Raw genomic sequence first — 22,528 nt, forward strand, 5'->3', positions numbered from 1 at the left:
GCATGGCCGACAGGATGATGGCCGAGCGGCTGCAACCTTCGCTTCTCGACCGGCTCACGGATGACGACCCGACCAATGCCTCCGAACCCCGCGAGGCGCGGGTCATCGACATCCGCCGCCTGCGCGAGATCGTGCAGCGCGACCTGTCCTGGCTTTTGAACACCAACAACTCCGAGACCTGGATCGACCCCGACCGCTATCCCCTGGCCTCGCGGTCGGTCCTGAACTACGGCGTGCGCGAAGTGGCGGGGGATTTCGCCGCCAAGGACCGCGCCAACCTGATCCGCAAGTCGATTGCCGCCGCCATCGAGGCCTTCGAGCCCCGCATCCGTCGCGGCAGCGCCCAAGTGGAAATCCGCAGCGAGAATGTCGCCCGGCAGACCGTGATCTCTTTCGACATCCGCGCCGATATGTGGGCCGAACCCATCCCGATCGAGCTTTACCTGCGCTCTTCCGTCGATGTGACCACGGGCCAAGTCTCGCTGGAGAAGGCCTGATGGATACAAGGCTTCTGGCGCATTACGAAAGCGAACTGGCCTTCCTGCGCGACATGGGGGCGGAGTTTGCCGCAGCCTATCCCAAGGTCGCGGCCCGTCTGGGCATGGAGGGGATGGAGGTCCTCGATCCTTACGTCGAGCGGCTCCTCGAGGGCGTGGCCTTCCTGTCCGCCCGGGTCCAGCTCTCGCTGGAGATGCAGTTCCCGGCCTTTACCAGTAACCTTTTGGAGATCGTCTACCCGCATTTCCTGGCGCCGACGCCCTCGATGATGATCGTGCAGATGGCGCCCGACATGGGGAATGCGGCGGTCAAGGATGGCTTCGTGATGCCGCGTGGCACCAAGTTGCGGTCCCGGCAGATCGATGGCGAACAGACGGCCTGCATCTTCCGCACCTCGGCGGACCTGACGCTGTGGCCCATCGAAATCGCCGAGGTCGAGTATATCGACAGCCGGGGGGGGCTGGTGGCGGCAGGTGTCTCGCGCGATACGCCGGCGCGGGCGGGGATCCGGCTGCGGCTGAAGCGGTCGGACGGGCTGCCGATGAAGGACTTGCCCCTCGACGCCCTGACGCTGCACCTGACGGGCCCGGCCGGAGAGCCTTGGGTCCTGCACGAGGCGCTTTGCACCCGCGTGACCGGCATGACCGGGCGTTCCACCGACCGCCGCGCCGATTGGACCTTGCCCCTGCGGGCCAAGGCCAGCCCGCGCGGGTTCGAGCGGAACGAGGCGCTTTTGCCCATTCCCCGCCGCAGCTTCGACGGCTATCGGCTGCTGCAGGAATATTTCGCCATGCCCGAACGCTTCCACTTCGTGGAGCTCTCGGGCCTGCGGCCTGCCTTGGCGAAATCCACGGGCGAGGATGTCGACCTTTACATCCTTCTGGGCGAGCCCCTGCCTGACAAGGGCGCCTCGGTGCGGCAGGAAAGCTTCGTCCTGAACGCGGTTCCGGCGGTCAACCTCTTCGAGCGCCCCTTCGACCGCGTCCACATCACCCATTCGGACGTGGAACAGTATATCACGCCCATCCGCACCGCGCCCCTGGACTATGAAATCTACGCCATCACCAAGGTGACGGGGATTTCGACCAAGACCAATGAAGAGACCGAGTTCCGGCCCTTCTATTCGGCCACCGACATCACCTCGGCGGGGGAAAGCCACCAGACCTATTACACGATCAACCGCCGCATGCGGCAGCGGACCGAGAAGGAACGGCTGCGGGGCGTGCGGACCTCTTACCTGGGGTCGGAGGTCTATGTCTCCCTGGTCGATGCCCGCCAGGCCCCCTGGTCGGCCGAACTGACCCAGTTGGCCGTGGCGGGTCTTTGCACCAACCGCGATCTGCCGTTGCTTCTGTCGACCGCCGGAAAGGACGCTTTCCACCTGCCCGATGGCGGCCCGGTCGTGTCGATCACCCCCATCGTGGCGCCGACCCGCCCGCGTCCGACGATTGCGCAGGGGGAAACCGCCTGGCGGCTGATCAGCCACCTGTCGTTGAATTACCTCTCGATCACCGACCGCGAAGGCGGGCAGGGCGGGGCCGAGGCGCTCCGCGAACTGCTGGGTCTTTACGCCCCCACCGGCGACCGCGTCATTGCCAAACAAATGGAAGCTTTGCGCGGCGTGGCAACCCGACCGATCGTTCGGCGCATGACGGACGAGGTCCTGTCGACCGCCGTCCGCGGCCTCGAAATCAAGCTCGATTTCGACGAAAGCTTCTTCGACGGCTCGGGCGTTTATGTCCTGGCCTCGGTTCTCGAACGTTTCTTCCGTAAGTATGTAACCATCAATTCGTTTACCGAAACCGTCCTTACAACCCAACAGCGCGGAGAGATCACAAGGTGGCGACCGGAAAGCGGGCTCGGCCGGATGATCTGACGCATCTCGCGCAGCTCCGGGACGATCCGACGGATTTTCACATCTTCCACGCGCTGCGCGTGCTGGAGGCGCATCACGCGGACCGTCCCCGGCTTGGCCAGTCGCGCCGCGCCGGTCAGGATGCGGTCAGGCTGGAGCAAGAGGCGGAGCTGGCCTTCCCGACCTCGACCATCGCCGATTACCAGGAGGCTCCGGGCAAGCCCGCACGGCTGGTGAACCGGTTTTTCGGGCTGTTCGGCCCGATGGGGCCCTTGCCCCTGCATATGACGGAATATGCCCGCGAGCGCCGCAGGAATTTCCGCGACTCCACCCTGATCGCCTTTGCCAATGCCTTTACCCATCGGATGATGGGGCTCTTTTACCGGGCATGGGCGGCGGGCCAGCCTGCGCCGCAATTCGACCGGCCGAAGGATGACACATTCGAGCCCAAGGTCGCGGCGCTGACCGGCCATATGGGCCCCGGGCTCCAGGCCCGCGACCTGATGCCGGACCTCGCCAAGCGCTATTTCGCGGGGCACCTCTCGGCAGGCACGCGCACGGCCGAGGGGCTGGTGACGCTGTTGCAAAGCTTCTTCAAGGCGCCGGTCCGGGTGCAGGAATTCGTGGGCTCCTGGCTGGACCTGGAACCCGACGACCGCTGGCAATTGGGGATGGGGGCCTTGGGGCGCTCCACCTCCATCGGCTCGCGCGTCTGGAGCCGTGCCGCCAAGTTCCGCATCGTCATCGGCCCCCTCGCGCTTGAGGATTACCGCCGCTTCCTGCCCAATGCCGACCCCAACCACGCGGGCGCCATCGAGCGGCTGGAGGCGGTGGTGCGCAACTATATGGGCGATGCCTTGGATTGGGATGTGAATGTCATCCTCAAGGCGCGCGACGTGCCGCGCGTGGCCCTGGGTGGCGCCAATGCCGCGCTTGGCCATACCACCTGGCTTGGGGCGCGCCGCGACCAGGCCCATGATGCCGCAGACCTTTTCCTTTCCCCCCCGCATGTGCTGGCCCGAAACCGCCAAGGAGTTCAAAAATGAGCGAAATTTCCCGCGTTGCCCTGTTCGGCAAGCTGAACCGCACGGCCTACCAGGCCATCGAGGGGGCGACGGTCTTTTGCAAGCTGCGCGGCAACCCCTATGTCGAGCTGATCCACTGGCTGCATCAGATCCTCCAGCAGCCCAATTCCGACATCCACCGCATCGCGGAGCACTTCAAGCTCGACCCTGCGCGGCTGGTGGCCGACATGCAGCGCGCGCTCGACCAGTTGCCGCGCGGAGCTTCCTCGATCTCGGACCTGTCGGAGCATCTGGAGGATGCGACCGAGCGCGGCTGGGTCTGGGGGTCTTTGCTCTTCAACGCAAGCCAGGTCCGCACCGGGTTCCTGATCCTCGGCATGGTCAAGACGCCTGCGCTGCGCAACATCCTTTACGCGATCTCGGCCGAGTTCAAGAAGGTGAAGCCCGACGAGCTGTCCGAGAACTTCGCCGCCGTGGTGAACGGCTCGCCCGAAGAGGGGCAGGGGGCCACGGATGGCTCTGCGGTGGGTTCGGGCGCACCGGGCGAGGACTCTGGCGCCATGGCCCCGGCGGCCATGGGCAAAGAGGAGGCGCTGAAGAAGTTCTGCACCGACATGACCCAGCAGGCGCGGGACGGCAAGATTGACCCGATCGTGGGGCGCGATGAGGAAATCCGCCAGGTCGTCGACATCCTGATGCGTCGCCGTCAGAACAACCCGATCCTGACGGGTGAGGCGGGGGTCGGCAAGACCTCGGTGGTCGAGGGCTTCGCCCTGCGGATCGCCCGTGGCGACGTGCCCCCCGCCTTGAAGGAGGCGCGGATTTTGGCTTTGGACGTTGGCCTTTTGCAGGCGGGCGCCAGCATGAAGGGCGAGTTTGAGAACCGCCTGAAGGCGGTGATCGAAGAGGTCCAGGCCTCCACCACGCCGATCATCATGTTCATCGACGAGACCCATACGCTGGTCGGCGCGGGCGGTGCGGCGGGGACGGGCGATGCGGCCAACCTGCTGAAGCCTGCGCTGGCGCGCGGCACCTTGCGGACCATCGGTGCGACCACCTGGGCCGAGTATAAAAAGCACATCGAGAAAGACCCGGCGCTCACCCGCCGCTTCCAGACCGTCGTGGTCGATGAACCCTCGCCCACCAAGGCCATCCTGATGATGCGCGGCATTGCCTCGATGCTGGAAAAGCACCACCGCGTGCAGATCCTGGACGAGGCCATCGAGGCCGCCGTGAACCTCTCGGCCCGCTATATCCCGGCGCGGCAACTGCCCGACAAATCGGTCTCTGTGCTCGACACCGCCTGCGCCCGCGTGGCCGTCTCCCAGCACGCGGTCCCGGCGGAAGTGGACGACAGCCGCCGCCGGATCGAGGCCCTGGAGACCGAGCTTGCCATCATCACCCGGGATGAGACCGCAGGTTACGACGTGACCGAGCGCCGCGCGGCGGTCTCGGCCGCCAAGGCCACCGAGGAAGAGCGGCTCAAGGGCCTGACCAGCCGTTGGGAGGCCGAGAAGGCCGTGGTCGAAAAGATCCTGGAAATCCGCGCGACCTTGCGCGAAGGCGCGGCGCCGGTCGAGGGCACGGGCGGCGCGACGGGGGCGGAATCGCCCTCTCCGCAGGGCAATTCGCCGCTGACGGACGAGGCCCGCATCGCCCTGACCGCCGAGCTGCGCGCCAAGAACGAAGAGCTCTCGGCCCTTCAGGGGGAAAGCCCGCTGATCCTTCCCATTGTCGATGCCGTGGCGGTTGGGACAATCATTGGCGACTGGACCGGCATTCCCGTCGGTCGGATGCTGAAGGACGAGTTGCAAACCGTGATCGACCTGGCGGATCATCTGGCGAAGCGCGTCATCGGGCAGGACCATGCCATGAAGATGATTGCGAAACGCATCCAGACCGCCCGCGCCGGTCTGGACAATCCGTCCAAGCCCATCGGCGTCTTCATGCTGGCGGGGACCTCGGGTGTCGGCAAGACCGAGACTGCGCTGGCCCTGGCGGAAGTCATGTATGGTGGTGAGCAGAACGTCATCACCATCAACATGAGCGAATACCAGGAGGCGCATACGGTCTCGTCCCTCAAGGGCGCGCCTCCCGGCTATATCGGCTATGGCGAGGGCGGGGTTCTGACCGAGGCCGTGCGTCGCAAGCCCTATTCGGTGGTGCTGCTCGATGAGGTCGAAAAGGCCCACCCGGATGTGCACGAGATCTTCTTCCAGGTCTTCGACAAGGGGATCATGGAGGACGGCGAGGGCCGCTCCATCGACTTCCGCAACACCATGATCCTGCTGACCACCAACGCCGGCACCGACAAGATCATGGATCTCTGTGCCGATCCGGACCTGATGCCGGACCCGGATGCGATTGCGAAAGAACTGCGCGAGCCGCTGTTGAAAATCTTCCCGCCCGCGCTTCTGGGCCGCCTCGTTGTGATCCCCTATTACCCGCTGTCGCCCGACATGGTGGGCAAGATCACCCGTCTGCAACTGAACCGCATCAAGAAGCGGGTCGAGGCGGCGCATTCCGTGCCCTTCACCTATTCCGACGCGGTCGTCGACCTGATCGTCTCGCGCTGCCAGGAGGTGGAGAGCGGCGGCCGGATGATCGATGCCATCGTGACCAACACGATGCTGCCCGACATCTCGGGCGAATTCCTGCGGCGGATGATCGCGGGGAAGGAAGTCAAGGAAGTGGCGCTCGACGCCAAGGACGGCCAATTCACCTATAATTTCGACTGACAACCAAGGAACAGGGGGGCACGGCCCATGGGAAAGATCACGATCCTCGACCTGAAAGGCGTTCAGGTCAGCACGGCAGGTCTGAAGATCATCAAGCCGCCGCAAGTCTCGGCCAAGATCGAGATCGACGTCGACAAGAAGATCGAGAAGGAAGTCTCGCTCGACAAGCTGATCCGGCGCGAGTTCGAGGAAGAGGCCGACAAGATCTGGAAAATGACCATCAAGATGGTCGAGGACAAGTGCAAGATCTTCGAGAAGCTCTTCCAGGGCATGATGGACAAGGGCGAAAAGCCCGAGGTCATCCAGAAGAACCTCGACGGTCTGAATGCCGCCCTGAAGAAGGACTTCGAGGTCGCCGAGATCGCCGCCAAGCAGGCGTTCGAGAAGGCCTGGAAGAACATCGCCGATGCCCGCAAGGAATGGCGCAACTTCAAGATCAAGATCGTGGCAACCATCGTCGGCACCCTGGCGGCCATCGCCGTCTCGATCGCGGCCCTGGCGGTCTCGGGCTGGACGGGCGGGGCCTCGGGCGCCTTTGCGATCATCGGCTTCATCAAGGCGGGTGTGACGCTGGGCCAGACGATCAAGAAGGGCTTCCAGGACTATGACCAGGCCGTCAAGGAGCTGGAGGGCCATCTGAAGGTCGTCGAGAAGGCCGCCCAGAACAAGGGCATCATGGCCACGAACGAGATCACGGCCGCGGTCTTCACCGAGTTCCTCGGCATCGCCCAGCCCAATATCAAGAGCTGCCAGGACTGCTACGGCACGGTGAAGGCGAAATATGCCAAGTTCGTCGTCGATGTGCATGACCTGGCCAAGACGATCTCGAAGATCGAGATCGAGCGCGCCAAGATGGAGAAGGACTTCATCGCCGAGGTCGACAAGAAGCTGAAGGCGCATCCGACCAAGGACAAGTCGGCGCAGAAGAAGCTGATCGAGGCCAATCTGAAGAAGAAGATGGCGGGGCTGGACAAGGACATCGCCGAGAAGTCCAAGCAGATGGAAGCGCTGTACAAGCAGACCAAGGACCTGGCCCCCAAGGTGGCCGAGCTTGGCAAGCGCATCGCCCAGCTGGAGCTGAAGGACATGAAGGGCATCAAGGTCTTCCGCGAGGCCCTGAAGCTTGGCACCATCGCCCTCTCGCCGCTGGATGGCAACAACATCGCCACCAAGACCTTCGACCTGGCCATGGGCCTTGGCGGATCGGCGGGCGGCTATGCTTTCGACAAGATCACCAGTGGCGCCCTCGAAGGCTCGGTCTTCGATATCTGAGCTGACAGGCCGGGCCCCGGGGCCCGGCCACCCAAACTGACCCGAGGAGCGATCCATGGCTGGCACAAGCTTTTCCCTGAACTTCGGCACCCTGGCGGAAAGCCCCGTCAAACCCGCCATCAAGCGCTTTCGCATCGCGCTTTTGGGCGATTTCTCGGGCCGCGCGGCGCGGGGCGAGATGGAGATCGGCGAAGACCTCATGCGCCGCCGTCCGATCAAGTTCGACATCGACACGGTCGAGAAGATCATCGCCGATTTCGCCACCGACCTCGTCCTGCCCATCGGCAAGAAGGGCCAGGGGATCGAGGTCAGCCTTTCGGGGCTGGAAGACCTGCATCCGGACGAGCTTTTCGGCAAGGTCGAGATGTTCGAGGAGCTGGTCGCCCTCAAGCGGCGCCTCGCGGCGGGGGCCACGGCCAAGGGCACGGTCACCGAGCTCCGCGAATGGGGCAAGCAATATGGCAAGAAGGTGAACCCTCCGGCGCGGAAGTCGGCGGGCAATTCGGTGCCCTCCGACATCAAGCTTTCGGATTTCGCCCGGCTGACGGGCCGCAAAAGCAAGGCCAAGGCCACCCCGGCCGAGGAGCTGATGGCCCGCGTCGTGGGCCCCCATATCCAGGCGCTGCCCGATCCCAATGCCGCCGCCATGCAGGAGGCCGTCGAGGAGAGCCTGGCGGAAGCCATGCGCCTTGTCCTCCACCACCCCGAATTCCAGTCGGTCGAGGCCCAGTGGCGCATGCTCGACCTCATCGCGCGCAATGTCGAGACCGACCAGAAGCTGGACATCGTGCTTTACGACATCTCGGCCGAGGAACTGGCTGCCGACCTGGCCGCGCATGACGACCTGACCCAATCGGGCTTCTGCCAGCTTCTGGTCGAGGGCACGCCGGACGGGCGCGGCGCCTTCACCTCGATCTGCGGGCTTTACACTTTCGAAGAGACGCCGCCCCATGCGGAACTGATGGGCCGCATCGCCAAGGTCGCGGCCCATGTCCGCACGCCCTTCTTCGCCGCCATCACGCCGACCTTCCTCGACACCAAGATGGAAGACCGTCACCCCCTGGTGGCCGAGGCCTGGGACGCTTTGCGCGAGATGCCCGAGGCGGCCTATATCGGCCTGGTCAGCCCGCGCTTCCTGCTGCGGCGGCCTTACGGCGCCAAGTCCGAACCGATCTACGAATTCGACTTCGAGGAATTCACCGAGACCGAGGGGCTTTCGGGCATGCTCTGGGCCAATCCGGTGGCGCTGGTGACCATCCTTCTGGCGCAGAGCTTCCGCAAGAACGGGCCCTCGATGCAGCTGGGCACGATCATGTCGCTGGGGGGGATGCCCTATCACTATGTCAAGGACCGCTGGGGCGACCAAGTGGCGCTGCCCTGCACCGAGCGCAACCTGACCCAGGCCAAGACCCAGGCCGCCCTGGCGCGGGGCTATATCCCGGTCATCTCGGTCAAGGGCCGCGACGAGGTGCGGCTTGGGTCGTTCAACGCGCTCAACGGCGCGCCGATCCAGGGCTATTGGGCGGGCATGCCGCCGCCCCAGCCCAAGGAAGAGGTCAAGCCCTCCTTCGACGAGGCCTCCGAGGACAGCGCGTCGGAAGAGACGGCCGACGAGGGAACCGGCGACAGCGAGCTTGACGATCTGTTGGCCGGTTTCGGCGCCGATTTCGGTTCTTCGGACGACGAGAGCAGCAGCGAGGACGACAGCAGCGAGGAAAGCGGCGGCGAAGACGAGATGGATGCCGAACTGGCCGCTCTCCTGGCCAGCCTCTAGCGATTGGCACTGGCCCGGCGATCACTTGCCGGGCATGATGGGGGGGTGACGATTGCGTCGCCCCCTCGTCCCCGAGGACGGGGACAGGGACGAAAGGTTGAAGGTCATGCCGGAAATCAGACAGATCGAAAATCTCTTCATAACGCTGTCGGGCGATGGGGCGGCCGATCTCATCTGCGTGGGGGCCATGGCCGAAGAGGGGCTATCGGAAATCCCCCGGATGCGGATGGAGTTCATTTCGAAGAAGACGGATTTCGACCCGGGTTCGATCGTCGGCAAAAGGATCAAGCTGGAAAGCGAGCAGGGTTTCAAATGGTCGGGCCTGGTCATCAAGGTCGAGGACCTTGGCCTCATGGCGGGGGGCGATGTCTTTGCCGCCGAACTGCGGCCCTGGCTTTGGGTCTCGACGCTGGGCGAGGAGAACCGCGTCTACCAGAACCTGACTACGGCGCAGATCGTCGAGGATGTGCTGAAGCCCCTCGGCGGGCAGCTCGATGCCGGCGTCACCACGCCGATGCGGGAATATTGCGTCCAGTACAAGGAAAGCAACTTCGCCTTCATCTCGCGGCTTTTGGAGGAAGACGGGGTCCATTACCACTTCGACTATTCCGGCGCGGTGGAAAAGATGGTCCTGTCGACCGACATCATGTCGGGGCCCGACAAGGGGACCATTCCCTTCACCGATTCCAATATCTCGGCCCGGTCGCGCGCCGACCGCGACACGATCTATGAATGGACGACCCGCGACCGCGCGGCCTCGGGCAAGGTCACGATCTGGGATTACGACTTCACCAAGGCCAATACGCCGCTCTCGGCCACCTCGGCCACGGCGGCGCAGAACCACGGCCAGATCGAGCGTTACCAGTCGGGCGGCCATTTCACGGTGGCCGATGCGGGCACGACGCTCGCCCGCATCGTGGCCGAGGCCCATGCGGCCGAGGTCAAGCGCGCCACGGGCCTGACCAACCATGCCGATGTCCGCGTGGGCGCCCGTTTCAAGCTGAAACACCCCGACCGCAAGGCCGTCGAGGGCAATTACGCCGTGGTGAAGGCGCGCCATTTCGTGCGCTTCGACGATGGCGCCTCGGGCAGCGAGATGACCCGGATCAACCGCTCGGCCCAGGCCATCCGCTATCCCGACGGCATGAAGCTTTACGAGACCGAATTCGAGGTTCAGCCCTCGGAAGTGGCCTTCCAGCCGCCGAAGAAGACCGCCTGGCCCGAGGTCCCGGCGCTTTTGACCGCCATCGTCACCGGCGGCTCGGGGTCGGAAATCCACACCGACGAATATGGCCGGATCAAGGTGCAGTTCCCCTGGGACCGCAAGGGCGCCAATGACGACAAGAGCAGCTGTTGGGTGCGCACCGTCATGCCCTGGACCGGCAAGGGCTACGGCGTCGTGGCCATCCCCCGCGTCGGCATGGAGGTCGTGATCCAGTTCGAGCGCGGCAATATCGACCGGCCGATCTGCACGGGGATGCTCTACAACTCCACCAACATGCCGCCCTATGGCCTGCCGGGCGAGATGAACAAATTCGTCATCCGCACGCAATCGACCAAGGGCGGCAGCGCCTCGAATTACCATGAGCTGAGTTTCGACGACACCAAGGGCTCGGAGCTGACCTATTTCCAGTCCGAGAAGGATTACAAGGAACTGGTCAAGGCCAATGCCCAGATCAACATCGGCGGCAACCTGACCCAGGTCGTCCATGGCTCGACCTCCGAGACGGTCGAGACCGGAGAGCGGACGCTGGATGTGCAGTCGGCCTCGGAAACCACGAAGATCGCGGTCGACCAGAAGCACACGATCGGCAACAACCGCACCTGGGATGTGGGCGTGGATGACACGCTGACCGTGGGGTCGAACCGCAAGCAAACCATCGGCGCCAACCATACCGAGGATGTGGGCGGCAATTTCGCCCTGACCATCGGCGGGACCATGGCGGTCAAGGTGGGGGGCGCGGTCACGGTCACCTATGGCGCCAACGAGACCACCGATATCGGCGGCGACCGCACGCATAATGTCTCTGGCGCCCATTCCGGCACGGTGGGCGGCGACCAGAGCCTTTCGGTCGGCGGTGCGCAGACCGAGGATATCGGCTCCAGCCAGAGCCTGAAGGTGGGCTCCAGCCAAAGCGTGGAAGTGGGCTCCAGCCAGTCGGTCGAGGTTGGCACCAGCCAGAGCGTCGATATCGGCACCTCGGGCTCGGTGGAAACCGGCCTGTCCTACAAGATCGAAAGCGGCACCAGCACGACGGTCAAGGCGGGGACCTCGATCACGATGGAGGCTTCGACCTCGATCACGCTGAAGGTCGGCGCCTCCAAGGTCGTCATCGACGCTTCCGGGGTCAAGATCGAAGGGCCCATGGTCCAGATCAAGGGGACGGCCATGGTCAAGTCCGAAGGCCCCGTCATTCAAACGCAAGCCTCTGGGGCATTGATCCTCAAGGGCGGCGTGACGATGATCAATTGAGGCCCGCCATGGATGATCGTTTCGCCAACCTGGTCAAGATCCCCGCCCAACCCGCGGCCCGCCTGCTTGCGGCCGAGAATGCCGAGCTGGACACGGCCGTGACCACCCCCGCTTCGGCCCCGGTCGAAGCGGTCCTGCGTGAATTGGCCGCCAAGGAGGCCTGGGTCGACATGGTCCGCCTTCTGTCGGTGGCGCTTCCCGTGCGTGAGCGGGTCTGGTGGGCCTGCCTCGCCGCCCGCGACACGTTGGAGCCCGGCGCCCGCGTGCCGCCGCCGCTCGCTGCCGCCGAGGCCTGGGTCTTCAAGCCCAACGAGCAGAACCGGGCCCTGGCCCATCACGCGGTGCAGCAGGCCAGCATGAAGGATGACACCAAGTTCTGCGCCATGGCGGTGCAGTTCCATGATGGCACCCTGGGGCCGGGCGACCTGTCCAAACATCCGGCGCCGCCGGGCGGCGCCTCGGTCGCGGCCTTTGCCATGAACATCATGTCCTTGCCCCACAGCCAGCTGCCCTTCGAAGTGGCCATCGGCCTCGTGATCGAACGCGGCCTCGACATCGCCCGGGGCGGCTCGGGCCAGGTGAAGAAACCCGTGATGGAGGGCGCGTGATGCTGGCGGCACGGATCGGCGACATGCATGTCTGCCCCATGGTCACCGTCCTTGTGCCCCATGTCGGCGGCCCCGTGGCCTTGGGTTGTTTCACGGTCTTGACCGGGATGATGCCCCAGGCGCAGCTGTCGAACATGTGCGTTTGCGTGGGTCCGCCCGACATGATCGCAAAAGGTTCGGGCACGGTGCTTGTCGGGTGCTTGCCAGCGGCGCGGTTGGGAGACAATACAGCACATGGCGGTGCGGTGGTCGCGGGCTGTCCAACTGTGTTGATCGGGGGCTGAGAAGGCGAAGATGGCGGTCACCTTGCGGTTTCAATCCTCTGGCGCGGTGCCTGGCGACGGGCGCCCCGTTTCCATGCGCGGCCCCTCGCTCTCCATCGGCCGAGGCCCTGAGAATGACCTGGTGCTGCCCGACCCCGACCGGATGATCTCCAAGACCCATTGCGTGATCGAGAACCAGGGCGGCAATATCGTCGTGGTCGATACTTCGACCAACGGGACTTTCCTGAACTACGGCAAGCAGGCGCTGGGACGGGTGGCGACGCCCCTGTCGGATGGCGATGTCCTGTGCCTGGGGCCTTACGAGCTTGTGGTGGCGATCCAGCCCGATCAGCATTGGTCCGAGCCCCTGCCGCCCATCGGCGAGGGCCCGGCGAGCCATGGCCATGCGGGCCGCGCGCCCGATCCCTATCAGCTTCTGGACGATGCCGCACCGGGGGGCGATTTCCTCGACAGCCTCCTCGGCCCCTCAAAGCCCGTAGGCCCGAGCCAGTTCAAGAAGCCCGAGGACCGCGTCGACCTTCTGCCCCCGATCGGCGAGGATGGGCCTCTGTTGGCTCCGCGCCCCGAGATGCCCTCCGGCCCCGCGATGCGCGACCATGCGCCGACGGTCAGCGACAGTTTCCGCGTGGCGGCGCCGGTGGTCTCCAAGCCCGTGATCCCCGATGACTGGGATGATTTCCTGGCCCCCGCGCCTGCGCCCGTGGCTCCGGCCGGGCAGGGGCTGGGGCAGGGGGCGGATCTTTACAGCCACGGCGCGCCCCTGGGCGGTTCGCCCTTCGCGCCGACCGCCCCCCAGGCCATCCCGGCCGATGCTTTCGACGATTTCCTGGCGCCTCCCTCGCCTGCGGCCCCGCCACCCGCACCGGAACCCGAGCCCGAGGTCGAAGACCCTTTCGCAGCCCTCCTCGGCGCCAGTTTCCCGCCCTCGGCCGATCCGGTGATGGAGGCGGCGCCCGAGCCTCCCACGACGCCGCCCCCCGCCGCGCCCGCCTGGGCGCCCGAGCCCACGCCTCCCTTGGCCGAGGCGCCGCAAGCCGCTGCCTTCGACCCTTTCTCCACCGATCCGAACCGCCCCTCCGCGCCCCCCGCGCAGTCCGAGGTCTTGGCGCCGATGCCCGCCGCGCCCCCGGCCCCGGGCTACGCGGCGCCTCCGGTCGCGCCCGAAGCCCCGCCCGCCGCGCCCCAGGCCCCGGGGTATACCCCGGGCTACGCGGCTCCCCCGGTTGCGCCCGAAGCCCCGCCCGTGGTGCCTCCGGTGGCGCCGGTTGCGCCCCCCAGCCCCCAGACCACAGCCGCCCCGGGCTTTGGCCCGGGGCCTCAACCGCAGCCGCAAGCGCAGAGCCTGGCCGCCGACACGTCCCGCGCCTTCCTGGCGGCCCTCGGCGCCGAAGAGGTCACCGTCCCCGACGCCGACCTCCCCGCCACCATGACCCGCCTCGGCACCACGCTCCGCGCCATGATCACCGGCCTGCGGGAAATCCTGATGACAAGGACCTCGATCAAATCCGAGTTCCGGATCGAACAGACCATGGTCAACGTGGGCGGCAACAACCCGCTGAAATTCTCGGTCAGCCCCGAACAGGCCATCGAGGCCATGGTGAAGCCCAATGCCCGTGGCTATCTGCCCGCCGACCAGGCCGCGACCCAGGCCCTGGAGGATATCAAGGCCCATGAGATCGCCATGGTGACGGGGATGGAGGCCGCGCTGAAGGGGGTGCTCAAGAAGCTCGACCCCGGGGCGCTTACGCAGAAGATCGAGGCCAAGGGCGGCTTTGGCGGCTTCCTCAAGAACCGCAAGGCGCAGTATTGGGAAACCTACGAGACCATGTATGCCGAGATCGCCGACCAGGCCGAAAACGACTTCCACGAGCTTTTCGCCCGGGAATTCGCCCAGGCCTATCGCGCGCAACTGGCAAAGCTGAAAGCGGCCAAATAGGCCGATAAGGGAGAGACGATGTCCTGGGACAGCAAGGTATTGTGGACAGAGGGGCTTTTCCTTCAGCCGCATCACTTCCAGCAGGCCGACCGCTACCACGAGGCGCTGATTGCGGGCCTTGCGGGGCGCGTGGCGCCCTATGTCTGGGGTCTCTCGGGGCTGGAGCTGGATGAGGCGGCCTTGAAGATCGGGCAGATCGCGCTGAAATCCTGTTCGGGCCTGACGCAGGACGGCACGGTCTTCCGCGTGCCCCAGGCCGAAAGCCATCCCCCCGCGCTGGAGGTCCCGCCCAATGTCAAGGACTGCGTTGTCTTCCTGACCGTGCCGCAGCGCCGCCAGGGCGCGTCGGAGGTCGATCTGACCGGGGCCGAACAATCCGTGAGCCGCCTGCGGCCCGCCGAGGTCGAGGTGACCGATACGATGAGCCTCGACCGCAAGGGGGTGACGCTCGGTGTGGGCAAGATGCGGCTGCAATTCGCGCTCGCCGTCGATGACCTGGCCGACAAGCTCTCCATCCCCATCGCCCGCATCATCGAGGTCCGCCCCGACCGCGAGATCGTCTTGGACACCTCCTTCATCGCCTCCTGCCTTGACGTGCGGGCGGCCTTTCCCCTGGGCTCCTTCCTGCGGGAGCTTGAGGGGCTCCTCAATCACCGCGTCACGGCCCTGGCCGGGCGCCTGGCCGAAAGCGGCTCGACCCGGGGCGTGGCCGAGATCCAGGACTTCCTGCTTCTGCAGGTCTGCAACCGCGCGCTGCCCCTGATCCGCCTGATCGGCGCGCAGGAGAACCTGCACCCGATCACGCTTTACGCCCAGCTCGTGCAGCTGGCCGGAGAGCTTGCGACCTTCATGGCCTCCGAGCGCCGCCCGCCGGATTTCCCGGCCTATGCCCATGACGACCTGAACCGCACCTTTGCCCCCGTGATCCGCTGCCTGCGGCAATACCTGTCGGCGGTGCTGGAACAGACCGCCGTCATGATCCCGCTCGAGGCGCGGAAATACGGCATTTCGGTGGGTCTCATCGCCGACCGCAAGCTTCTGTCCACGGCGGGCTTCGTCCTGGCGGTCAAGGCCGATATCCCCGACGAAAACGTGCGGCGCCATTTCGCGGGCCAGGTCAAGATCGGCCCGGTCGAGGAGATCCGCCAGCTGGTGAACTCGGCCCTTCCGGGCATCGGGCTCCGGCCCCTGCCGGTCGCCCCCCGCCAGATCCCCTATCATGCGGGCGTGGTCTATTTCGCGATGGAAGAGGGCTCGCCCTATTGGGCCAAGATGACGACCACGGGCGGCATCGCCGTCCATGTCTCGGGCGAATATCCCGGGCTGGTCATGGAACTTTGGGCGATCCGGCAGTCGTGACCGGGCATCCCATGCAGCAGGCGTAACAGGAGGCGATCATGGCCAAAGACCCCTTTGCCGAGCCCGATGACAACGAGCGCACGGTGATCCGGCCGAACCCGGGCGGACGCCGTGGGGCTGCGCCTGCCGCGCCCTCCTATACGCCCCCCGCCTATGAGCCCGGCGCGCCCAATCCCTTTGGCGCGCCTGCGGGCTATGGATCGGCCCCCGGCGCCGCGCCCATGGGCGTGCCGCAACAGGCCGCGCGGGGCCCGGCCGAGCCCGATTCCATCGCGCTGACCGGGGTCAATCAGCTCGTGGCCCTGGCGACGCCTTTGTTTGCGCTGTTGGGTCGCATCCGCAACCGCGCCCAGCATCCCGACCCGGAGAGGCTGCGCCAATCGGTCATGGCCGAGGTTCGGAACTATGAGAACGCCTGTCTCAAGGCCGGCGAGGATGCCCAGAAGGTCAAGGTCGCCCGCTATGCGCTTTGCGCGACCCTGGACGATGTGGTCCTGAACACGCCCTGGGGCGAGCAGTCGAATTGGGCCATGCAGTCCATGGTCGGCACTTTCCACCGCGAGACGGTCGGCGGCGACCGCTTCTTTGACCTTCTGGCCCGGCTGGAACAGGACCCCGGCACCAATATCGACCTTCTGGAGTTCCTTTACATGTGCCTCTCCTTGGGCTTCGAGGGGCGGCTTCGCGTCGAAAACGGCGGGTCGGACAAGCACAACCAGATCCGCGTGGCCTTGGCCCGGATCATCCGCGGCCAAAGGGGAAAGTTCGAACGCGACCTCTCGCCGCGCTGGAAGGGGATCGAGAAGCCCTACCTGATCCTCTCTGTCTGGAAGCCGGTCTGGATCACCGTGGGCGCCATGGCCCTGATCCTGGCGCTGATCTTCGGCGGCCTCTCCTACCTGCTCAGCCAGCGCTCCAGCGTGACGCTCGCCGCCATCGGCGCGGTCGAGGCGGCGGAGCCCCCGCAGCTTCTGCGCCGCGCGCCGCCGCCGCCTCCGCCGCCGCCGCAGAAGGTCGAGGTCGACAAGATCGCCAAGCTGACCTCCTTCCTCGCCCCCGAGATCAAGGAGGGCGTCGTGACCGTCCTCTCGGAAAAGGGCGCCATCATCATTCGCATCTCGGGCACCGGCTTCTTCAAATCGGGGTCGGACAAGATGAACGCCGATTACGAGGCCCCGGTGAACCGCGTGGCGGAGGCCCTGAAGGACGAGAAGGGCCATATCCTGATCGTCGGCCATTCCGACAGCACGGCGGTGGGCTCGGGCCGCTTCAAGTCGAACGAAGAGCTCTCATTGGCCCGGGCCAATGCCGTGTTGAAGATGGTGGCGCCGGTGGTGGGCGATCCCACGCGGCTGATGGCCGAGGGCAGGGGGCCGAAAGAGCCCATCGCCTCGAACGACACCAAGGAGGGCCGCGCCGCCAATCGGCGCATCGAGATCAACCTGGTGAAGGACGACGGTTCGGCCAGCACGGCACCGGCGACGGGGGGCAACTGACATGCGCGTATTCCTGGCCATCCTGCGCTTCTTCGTCTCGGTCTATTTCGTCCTGCCCGTCGTCACGCTGATCCTGTCGGTCTGCGTCTGGTTCTTCTCGCCCTATATCGGCACCGAGGCCTTCCGCCCCTTCGACGAGCCCTTCGGCCGCTGGATCTTCATCCTCGTGCTTTGGGTCCTTTGCGTGATCACTTTGCTGATCGTCTTCCTGGTCCGGAAGTTCGACGAGAAGGCGGTCGAGACGAAGATCGTCGAGCAAGTCTCGGAAAAGGAACCGGAAAACGAGGTCGTGGCCGAAGAGATGAAGGAGCTGAAGGACAAGCTCCGCCGCGCCATCGCCAAGCTGCGCACCAAGGGCGGCAAGAGCCTTTACCAGCTGCCTTGGTATATCATGATCGGGCCGCCCGGCGCGGGCAAGACCACGGCGATTGCCAATTCGGGGCTGAACTTTCCGCTGGCCGAGGAATTCGGCAAGGAGGCCATCGGCGGCGTCGGTGGCACGCGCAATTGCGACTGGTGGTTCACCGATGAGGCCGTCCTGATCGACACCGCAGGCCGCTATACGACGCAGGAAAGCGATGCCGAGGCCGATAACCTCGGCTGGCAGGGCTTCCTTGCCATGCTCAAGCGTCACCGCATCCGCCAGCCGATCAACGGGGCGATCATCGCGATCTCGCTCTCCGATCTGTCGATGCAGGATGAACAGACGCAGAAGGCCCATGCGAAAGCCATCCGCCGCCGCCTTGCGGAGCTGCGCGAGAAACTGGGCGTCCGCTTCCCGGTCTATGTGCTCTTCACCAAGGCCGACATGATCGCGGGCTTTGCCGAGTTCTTCGACAACCTGGGCAAAGAGGACCGCGAGCAGGTCTGGGGCTTTACCCTGCCGATCCCGAAAGGCCAAAAGGATCAACCCCTTGCCGCCTTCGATGGCGAGTTCGTGGCGCTTCTGACCCGGCTGAACGCCCAGATGATCGAGCGGATGCAGACCGAGACCGACCCGCAGCGCCGCAGCCTGATCGCGGGCTTCCCGGCGCAGCTGGCTTCGGTGCGCGAGACCGCCAAGATGTTCCTGACCGAGGTCTTCCAGGAGAACTCCTACGACAAGCGCCAGCTCTGGCGCGGGGTCTACTTCACCTCCGGCACGCAAGAGGGCACGCCGATCGACCGCCTGATGATGGGCATGGCGCGCACCTTCGGCATCGGGCGCCAGGCCATCGGCTCGGGTCGCGGCACGGGGCGCAGCTATTTCCTGACGCGGCTTTTCGGCGAAGTCCTCTTCCCCGAAGCGGGCCTGGTTTCCGCCGATGACAAGGTCGAACGCCGTTACCGCGCGATGAAATGGGGCGGCGTCGTGGCGACCCTGGTCGTGGCCCTGGCCATGGGCGGCCTTTGGGCACGCAGCTACTTCGGCAACCTGGAACTGCTGGCGGGCGTCGAGAAATCGGTGACCGATTACCAGGCCGCCATGGCCCAGGTTCCGGGCAATCCGATTGCCGACAGCGATCCCTCGATCACGCTTCCGGCGCTGAACATCCTGCGCGCCATGCCGGTCAACCCGATCCCACCGACGGTGGACCCTGCCGCAGCCTCGCCCTTCGACCCCGAGGCGCGGCTGGAATGGGGCCTCTATACCGGCGCGGGCCTGGCCAATCAGACCGGGATTTCCTACCGCGCCAGCCTGAACACGATCTTCCTGCCGCGCCTGCTTTTGCGCCTGGAAACCGTGATGCAGTCCTCGATCAACGCGCCGGAGACGCTTTACGACACGCTGAAGGTCTACCTGATGCTGGGGCTTCAGGGCCCAATGAATGCCGAGGAAATCCGCAGCTTCATGGAGGCGGATTGGTCGCTGATGTATCCCGGGTCGGAAAACGCCCAGCTCCGCGCCGATCTGATGTTCCACCTCGATGCGCTGATTTCCCAGCCCATGCAGGACATCGGCTTGAACGGGCCCCTGGTGGAACAGGTCCAGGGGATCCTCGCGCAAATGCCGGTGGCGACGCGGGTCTATAACTCGATCATCCACTCGCCCGAGGCCGAGGCCATCCCGGCCTGGCGCCTGACCGATATCGGCGGCCCGAACCTCGAAAAGGCCTTTGTCCGCACCTCGGGTCGTCCGATGAACGAGGGGATCGAGGGCATCTTCACCTGGGACGGGTTCAACAAGGTCTTCAAGGAACAGGCGCTTTCGGTTTCCGAGACCATCCAGAAAGAGGGCTGGGTCCTGGGGCCCAAGGTCAAGATGGACCAGTCGCCGCAAGCGCTGAACGCCATCACCCGCGATGTGCTGGACCTTTACTACAACGACTTCATCTCGCTCTATGACGGGGTTCTGGGCGACCTCGACGTCATCCCCATGGCCTCGATCAAGCAGGCGGTGGAGGTGACGAATATCCTCTCGGGTCCCACCTCTCCCATCGTCAATATCCTGAACGCGGTGGATAAAGAGACGACGCTGACCCAGTCGCGGGCGGTGGTTCCGGTCGATACCGGGGTTCTGACGCAAGAGGCGGGGCAGACGGCGGGGCAGGATGTGGTCGAGGATATCTTCTCGGTCCGCCAGCGCCAGCTGATCGCCGCGCTGAACTCGGCCGCCGAGGCCGCGGGCCAGCCGCCGCCCAAGCCGCCGGGAAGCATCGTCGAAGAGCGCTTCGCCTGGCTGCACCAGTTGGTGCTGCGGCCCGAGGGCCAGGCCTCGCAGCTCGATAACCTAATCGCGGCCATGGTCCAGGTCTACCAGGACCTGAACAAGATCGCCTTCCGGGGCAATTCGGCCGATCCCAATGCCGGGACCGACAGCCTGGCCGCCCTGCAACAGGCGGCGCAACAGGTCCAGGGGCCCCTGGCGCGTTGGGCCTCGCAGATCACGACGGGCGGCGCGGGGATCACGGCGGAGGGCACGCGGGCCGCGATCAACACGGCCTGGAGCTCGGACGTGCTGCCCTTCTGCACCCAGGTGACCGGGGCGGGCTATCCCTTCGTCAAGGGCGCTGCGGCGGATACCGGCTTGGCCGATTTCGCCAAGCTCTTCGGCCCGGGCGGCTTGATCGATGCCTTCATGACCGGCCCGGTCAAGGACATGATCGACACCTCCGCCAAGCCCTGGAAGTGGAAGCCGGTGAATGGCACCGACCTTGGCATGGCGCCCGAGGCGCTGGCCAAGCTGGAGGCTGCGGCGGATATCAAGGCGGCCTTCTTCGCGGGCGGACCTGCGCCTGCGGTGAATTTCCAGATGACCCCGGTGGCCTTGGACCCCAACGCCAAGTCGGTGACCCTGACCGTGGACGGCACCAACCTGGAATTCGCCCAGGACGCGGGCCAGCCCCTGCCCACGGCAGTGACCTGGCCCGGCTCGGTCGGCGTGGCGCAGATCGTCTTCGACCCGCCCTTGAACGGCGCGGAATCGGGGGTGCGCAAGGACGGGCCCTGGGGCTGGTTCCGGCTCCTGGACAGCGCCGAGGTCCGCTCGACCAATGCGCCCGACCGGCGGCGGATCATCTTCAACGTCGGAGGCCGCATCGCGATCTTTGAAATGCAGATGTCCTCCGTCAACAATGCCTTCGCGCTTCCCGCGATGAAGGCCTTCTCTTGCCCGCAGTCCTTCTGAATGGCGGGCGGCCCCCTTCAGTCAGGCTGGGGCGCCTTCGGCAAGATGCCCGCGCTGGGGGATTTCTTCCGCCTGGGGGTGACGGCGGATTTCGTCACGGCCTGGGATGGCTGGCTGCAGGGCATGATGCTGGCCGGGCGCCAGGCCCTGGGGGGCGCTTGGGACGAGGCCTATCTGACCGCGCCGATCTGGCGCTTTGCCCTGGCGCCGGGGGTGGCGGGGGCTTCAGGTGTCGCGGGGGTGCTGATGCCCTCGGTCGATCGGGTGGGGCGGCAGTTTCCCCTGACGCTCTCCTGCGCCGTGGCGAGCGATCCGCTGGCCGTGCTGGCGGCCGACCCTGGGGTCTGGGATCTGGCCGAAACCCTGGCGCTTGACTGCCTTGAGGATGGGATGACGCGCGAGGCCCTGGAGGAGGGGCTGGCGCGGCTCTATGTGCCGCAGCCCTGGGGAAGGGCGCGGGGCGAGGGGGGCGATGTGGTGGCCGAGGGGCCTGGGCTTGCGGGGGCGCTGGTGGCGCTGGTGCCGCAGGTCCCGCGCCAGGCGGCGTTTCTATGCCAGGCGAAGGGCCCGGCGCGGCTGTGGCTTGGTCCGGGCTTGCCCGGGCGAGCCCAAGCCGCGAGCTTCTTCGCCATCGAGATTTTCGAGGGAGGTCCGTCATGACCGGTGTGCGTTTCAATGCCAGGACCCATGTGGGACGGGTGCGCAAGCTGAACGAGGATTCGATCCTGGCCCTGGGCGAGGCGCGGATTTTCGTCGTCTCGGATGGGATGGGGGGGCATGAGGGCGGCGATTGGGCCAGCCGGGTCGTGATCGATGCCATAGCGCTTCTGCCGCCCGACCTTGGGCCCGGCGAGAAGCTTGGCGGCCTCCGCCGGGCGCTGCACGAGGCCCATGGCGTGATCCGCGCCGAGGCCGAGAAGCGCGGCGTGACCATGGGGGCGACCGTGGTGGCGCTGGTCCTGTCCGAGGGCCATTTCGGCGCGCTCTGGGCCGGGGACAGCCGTTTGTATCGCCTGCGGGGCGGGCAGATCGACCTTCTGACCGCCGATCACTCGCTGGTTGCGGCCTTTGTCGAGGCCGGGCAGATGACCTGGGACGAGGCGGGCAAGCATCCGCAGTCCAACGCCATCACAAGGGCGGTGGGGGTGGGTGAAGAGCTGGAGCTCGACAAGATCCGGGGCGAGATCGAAAGGGGCGACCGCTTCCTTCTGTGCTCGGACGGGTTGTCGAAATACATGGGCGTGGCGGAGCTCGGCAATGCCCTGCGGGCCGCGCCTCTGGAGATGGTGACAGACGGGCTGATCCAGGTGGCGCTGGACCGGGGCGGGGCGGACAATATCTCGGCCATCGTGGTGGATGTGGTCTGAGAGGCGGCTCTGCCGACTGTGGGGACTGCGCGCAAGGCCAGGGGTGGCTCTGCCGACTGCGTGGCAAGGGCGGCTCTGCCGACTGTGGGGACTGCGCGCAAGGCCAGGGGGTAAGCCTCCGGTCTAGGCCGCGGCTATTTGGGTTTCCAGTTCCATGGGAGGAGATCCGGCAGGCGTGACGGTGTGGCGGCCGGTAGTTTGGCGAGGACGTCTGCGAGCCAGGCCTGTGGGTCGAT

At 65.9% G+C, this 22,528-nt stretch carries 16 protein-coding genes; 15 read left to right on the forward strand and 1 reads right to left on the reverse strand.

What is annotated here, in order from left to right:
- Positions 1–2: 2 nt before the first annotated feature.
- From tssE to GV832_RS14720, 15 genes are all read left to right on the forward strand, one after another.
- Positions 3–497, forward strand: coding sequence for a type VI secretion system baseplate subunit TssE (tssE, locus tag GV832_RS14650; protein ID WP_168775628.1), 495 nt, complete (start codon positions 3–5; stop codon positions 495–497).
- Positions 497–2,374 (forward strand): type VI secretion system baseplate subunit TssF, encoded by a 1,878-nt coding sequence (tssF, locus tag GV832_RS14655; protein WP_168775629.1) that lies wholly within the window; start codon positions 497–499, stop codon positions 2,372–2,374. Before tssE ends, tssF begins: the two co-directional genes overlap by 1 nt.
- On the forward strand, positions 2,338–3,399 hold the full coding sequence (gene tssG / locus GV832_RS14660; protein WP_168775630.1) for a type VI secretion system baseplate subunit TssG: 1,062 nt from the start codon (positions 2,338–2,340) through the stop codon (positions 3,397–3,399). The genes tssF and tssG overlap by 37 nt, the downstream gene beginning before the upstream one ends.
- Positions 3,396–6,116, forward strand: coding sequence for a type VI secretion system ATPase TssH (tssH, locus tag GV832_RS14665; RefSeq protein WP_168775631.1), 2,721 nt, complete (start codon positions 3,396–3,398; stop codon positions 6,114–6,116). The genes tssG and tssH overlap by 4 nt, the downstream gene beginning before the upstream one ends.
- A gap of 27 nt (positions 6,117–6,143) precedes the next feature.
- Entirely contained in the window at positions 6,144–7,388 is a 1,245-nt protein-coding gene (locus GV832_RS14670; RefSeq protein WP_168775632.1) for a hypothetical protein, read from the forward strand.
- Between the two features lie 55 nt (positions 7,389–7,443).
- A complete protein-coding gene (locus tag GV832_RS14675) occupies positions 7,444–9,162 on the forward strand; it encodes a type VI secretion system contractile sheath domain-containing protein (protein ID WP_168775633.1) in 1,719 nt (572 codons plus the stop codon).
- A gap of 106 nt (positions 9,163–9,268) precedes the next feature.
- Positions 9,269–11,635 (forward strand): type VI secretion system Vgr family protein, encoded by a 2,367-nt coding sequence (locus GV832_RS14680; RefSeq protein WP_168775634.1) that lies wholly within the window; start codon positions 9,269–9,271, stop codon positions 11,633–11,635.
- An 8-nt stretch (positions 11,636–11,643) separates the two neighbouring features.
- Positions 11,644–12,243, forward strand: a complete 600-nt coding sequence (locus GV832_RS14685) for a DUF6931 family protein (RefSeq protein ID WP_168775635.1) — start codon at positions 11,644–11,646, stop codon at positions 12,241–12,243.
- Positions 12,243–12,527, forward strand: coding sequence for a PAAR domain-containing protein (locus tag GV832_RS14690; RefSeq protein WP_227754437.1), 285 nt, complete (start codon positions 12,243–12,245; stop codon positions 12,525–12,527). The genes GV832_RS14685 and GV832_RS14690 overlap by 1 nt, the downstream gene beginning before the upstream one ends.
- 10 nt (positions 12,528–12,537) lie before the next feature.
- Positions 12,538–14,463, forward strand: a complete 1,926-nt coding sequence (gene tagH / locus GV832_RS14695; protein WP_227754438.1) for a type VI secretion system-associated FHA domain protein TagH — start codon at positions 12,538–12,540, stop codon at positions 14,461–14,463.
- 18 nt (positions 14,464–14,481) lie between these two features.
- On the forward strand, positions 14,482–15,822 hold the full coding sequence (gene tssK / locus GV832_RS14700) for a type VI secretion system baseplate subunit TssK (protein WP_168775637.1): 1,341 nt from the start codon (positions 14,482–14,484) through the stop codon (positions 15,820–15,822).
- Between the two features lie 38 nt (positions 15,823–15,860).
- Positions 15,861–17,318, forward strand: a complete 1,458-nt coding sequence (gene icmH / locus GV832_RS14705) for a type IVB secretion system protein IcmH/DotU (protein WP_168775638.1) — start codon at positions 15,861–15,863, stop codon at positions 17,316–17,318.
- A gap of 1 nt (position 17,319) precedes the next feature.
- On the forward strand, positions 17,320–20,925 hold the full coding sequence (gene tssM / locus GV832_RS14710; RefSeq protein ID WP_168775639.1) for a type VI secretion system membrane subunit TssM: 3,606 nt from the start codon (positions 17,320–17,322) through the stop codon (positions 20,923–20,925).
- Positions 20,926–21,585, forward strand: a complete 660-nt coding sequence (tagF, locus tag GV832_RS14715) for a type VI secretion system-associated protein TagF (RefSeq protein WP_168775640.1) — start codon at positions 20,926–20,928, stop codon at positions 21,583–21,585. It begins immediately after the preceding gene.
- Positions 21,582–22,292: a PP2C family protein-serine/threonine phosphatase gene (locus GV832_RS14720; RefSeq protein WP_168775641.1), complete on the forward strand. Its 711-nt coding sequence runs from the start codon at positions 21,582–21,584 to the stop codon at positions 22,290–22,292. The genes tagF and GV832_RS14720 overlap by 4 nt, the downstream gene beginning before the upstream one ends.
- Before the next feature lie 134 nt (positions 22,293–22,426).
- On the opposite strand, the gene GV832_RS14725 is transcribed toward GV832_RS14720, so the two are convergent.
- Positions 22,427–22,528 (reverse strand): transposase domain-containing protein (locus GV832_RS14725; protein ID WP_168775642.1); only part of this gene is annotated, 102 nt, incomplete at its 5' end.

It is taken from the genome of Stagnihabitans tardus (genome assembly GCF_009925085.1).
Taxonomy (GTDB): Bacteria; Pseudomonadota; Alphaproteobacteria; order Rhodobacterales; family Rhodobacteraceae; genus Stagnihabitans; species Stagnihabitans tardus.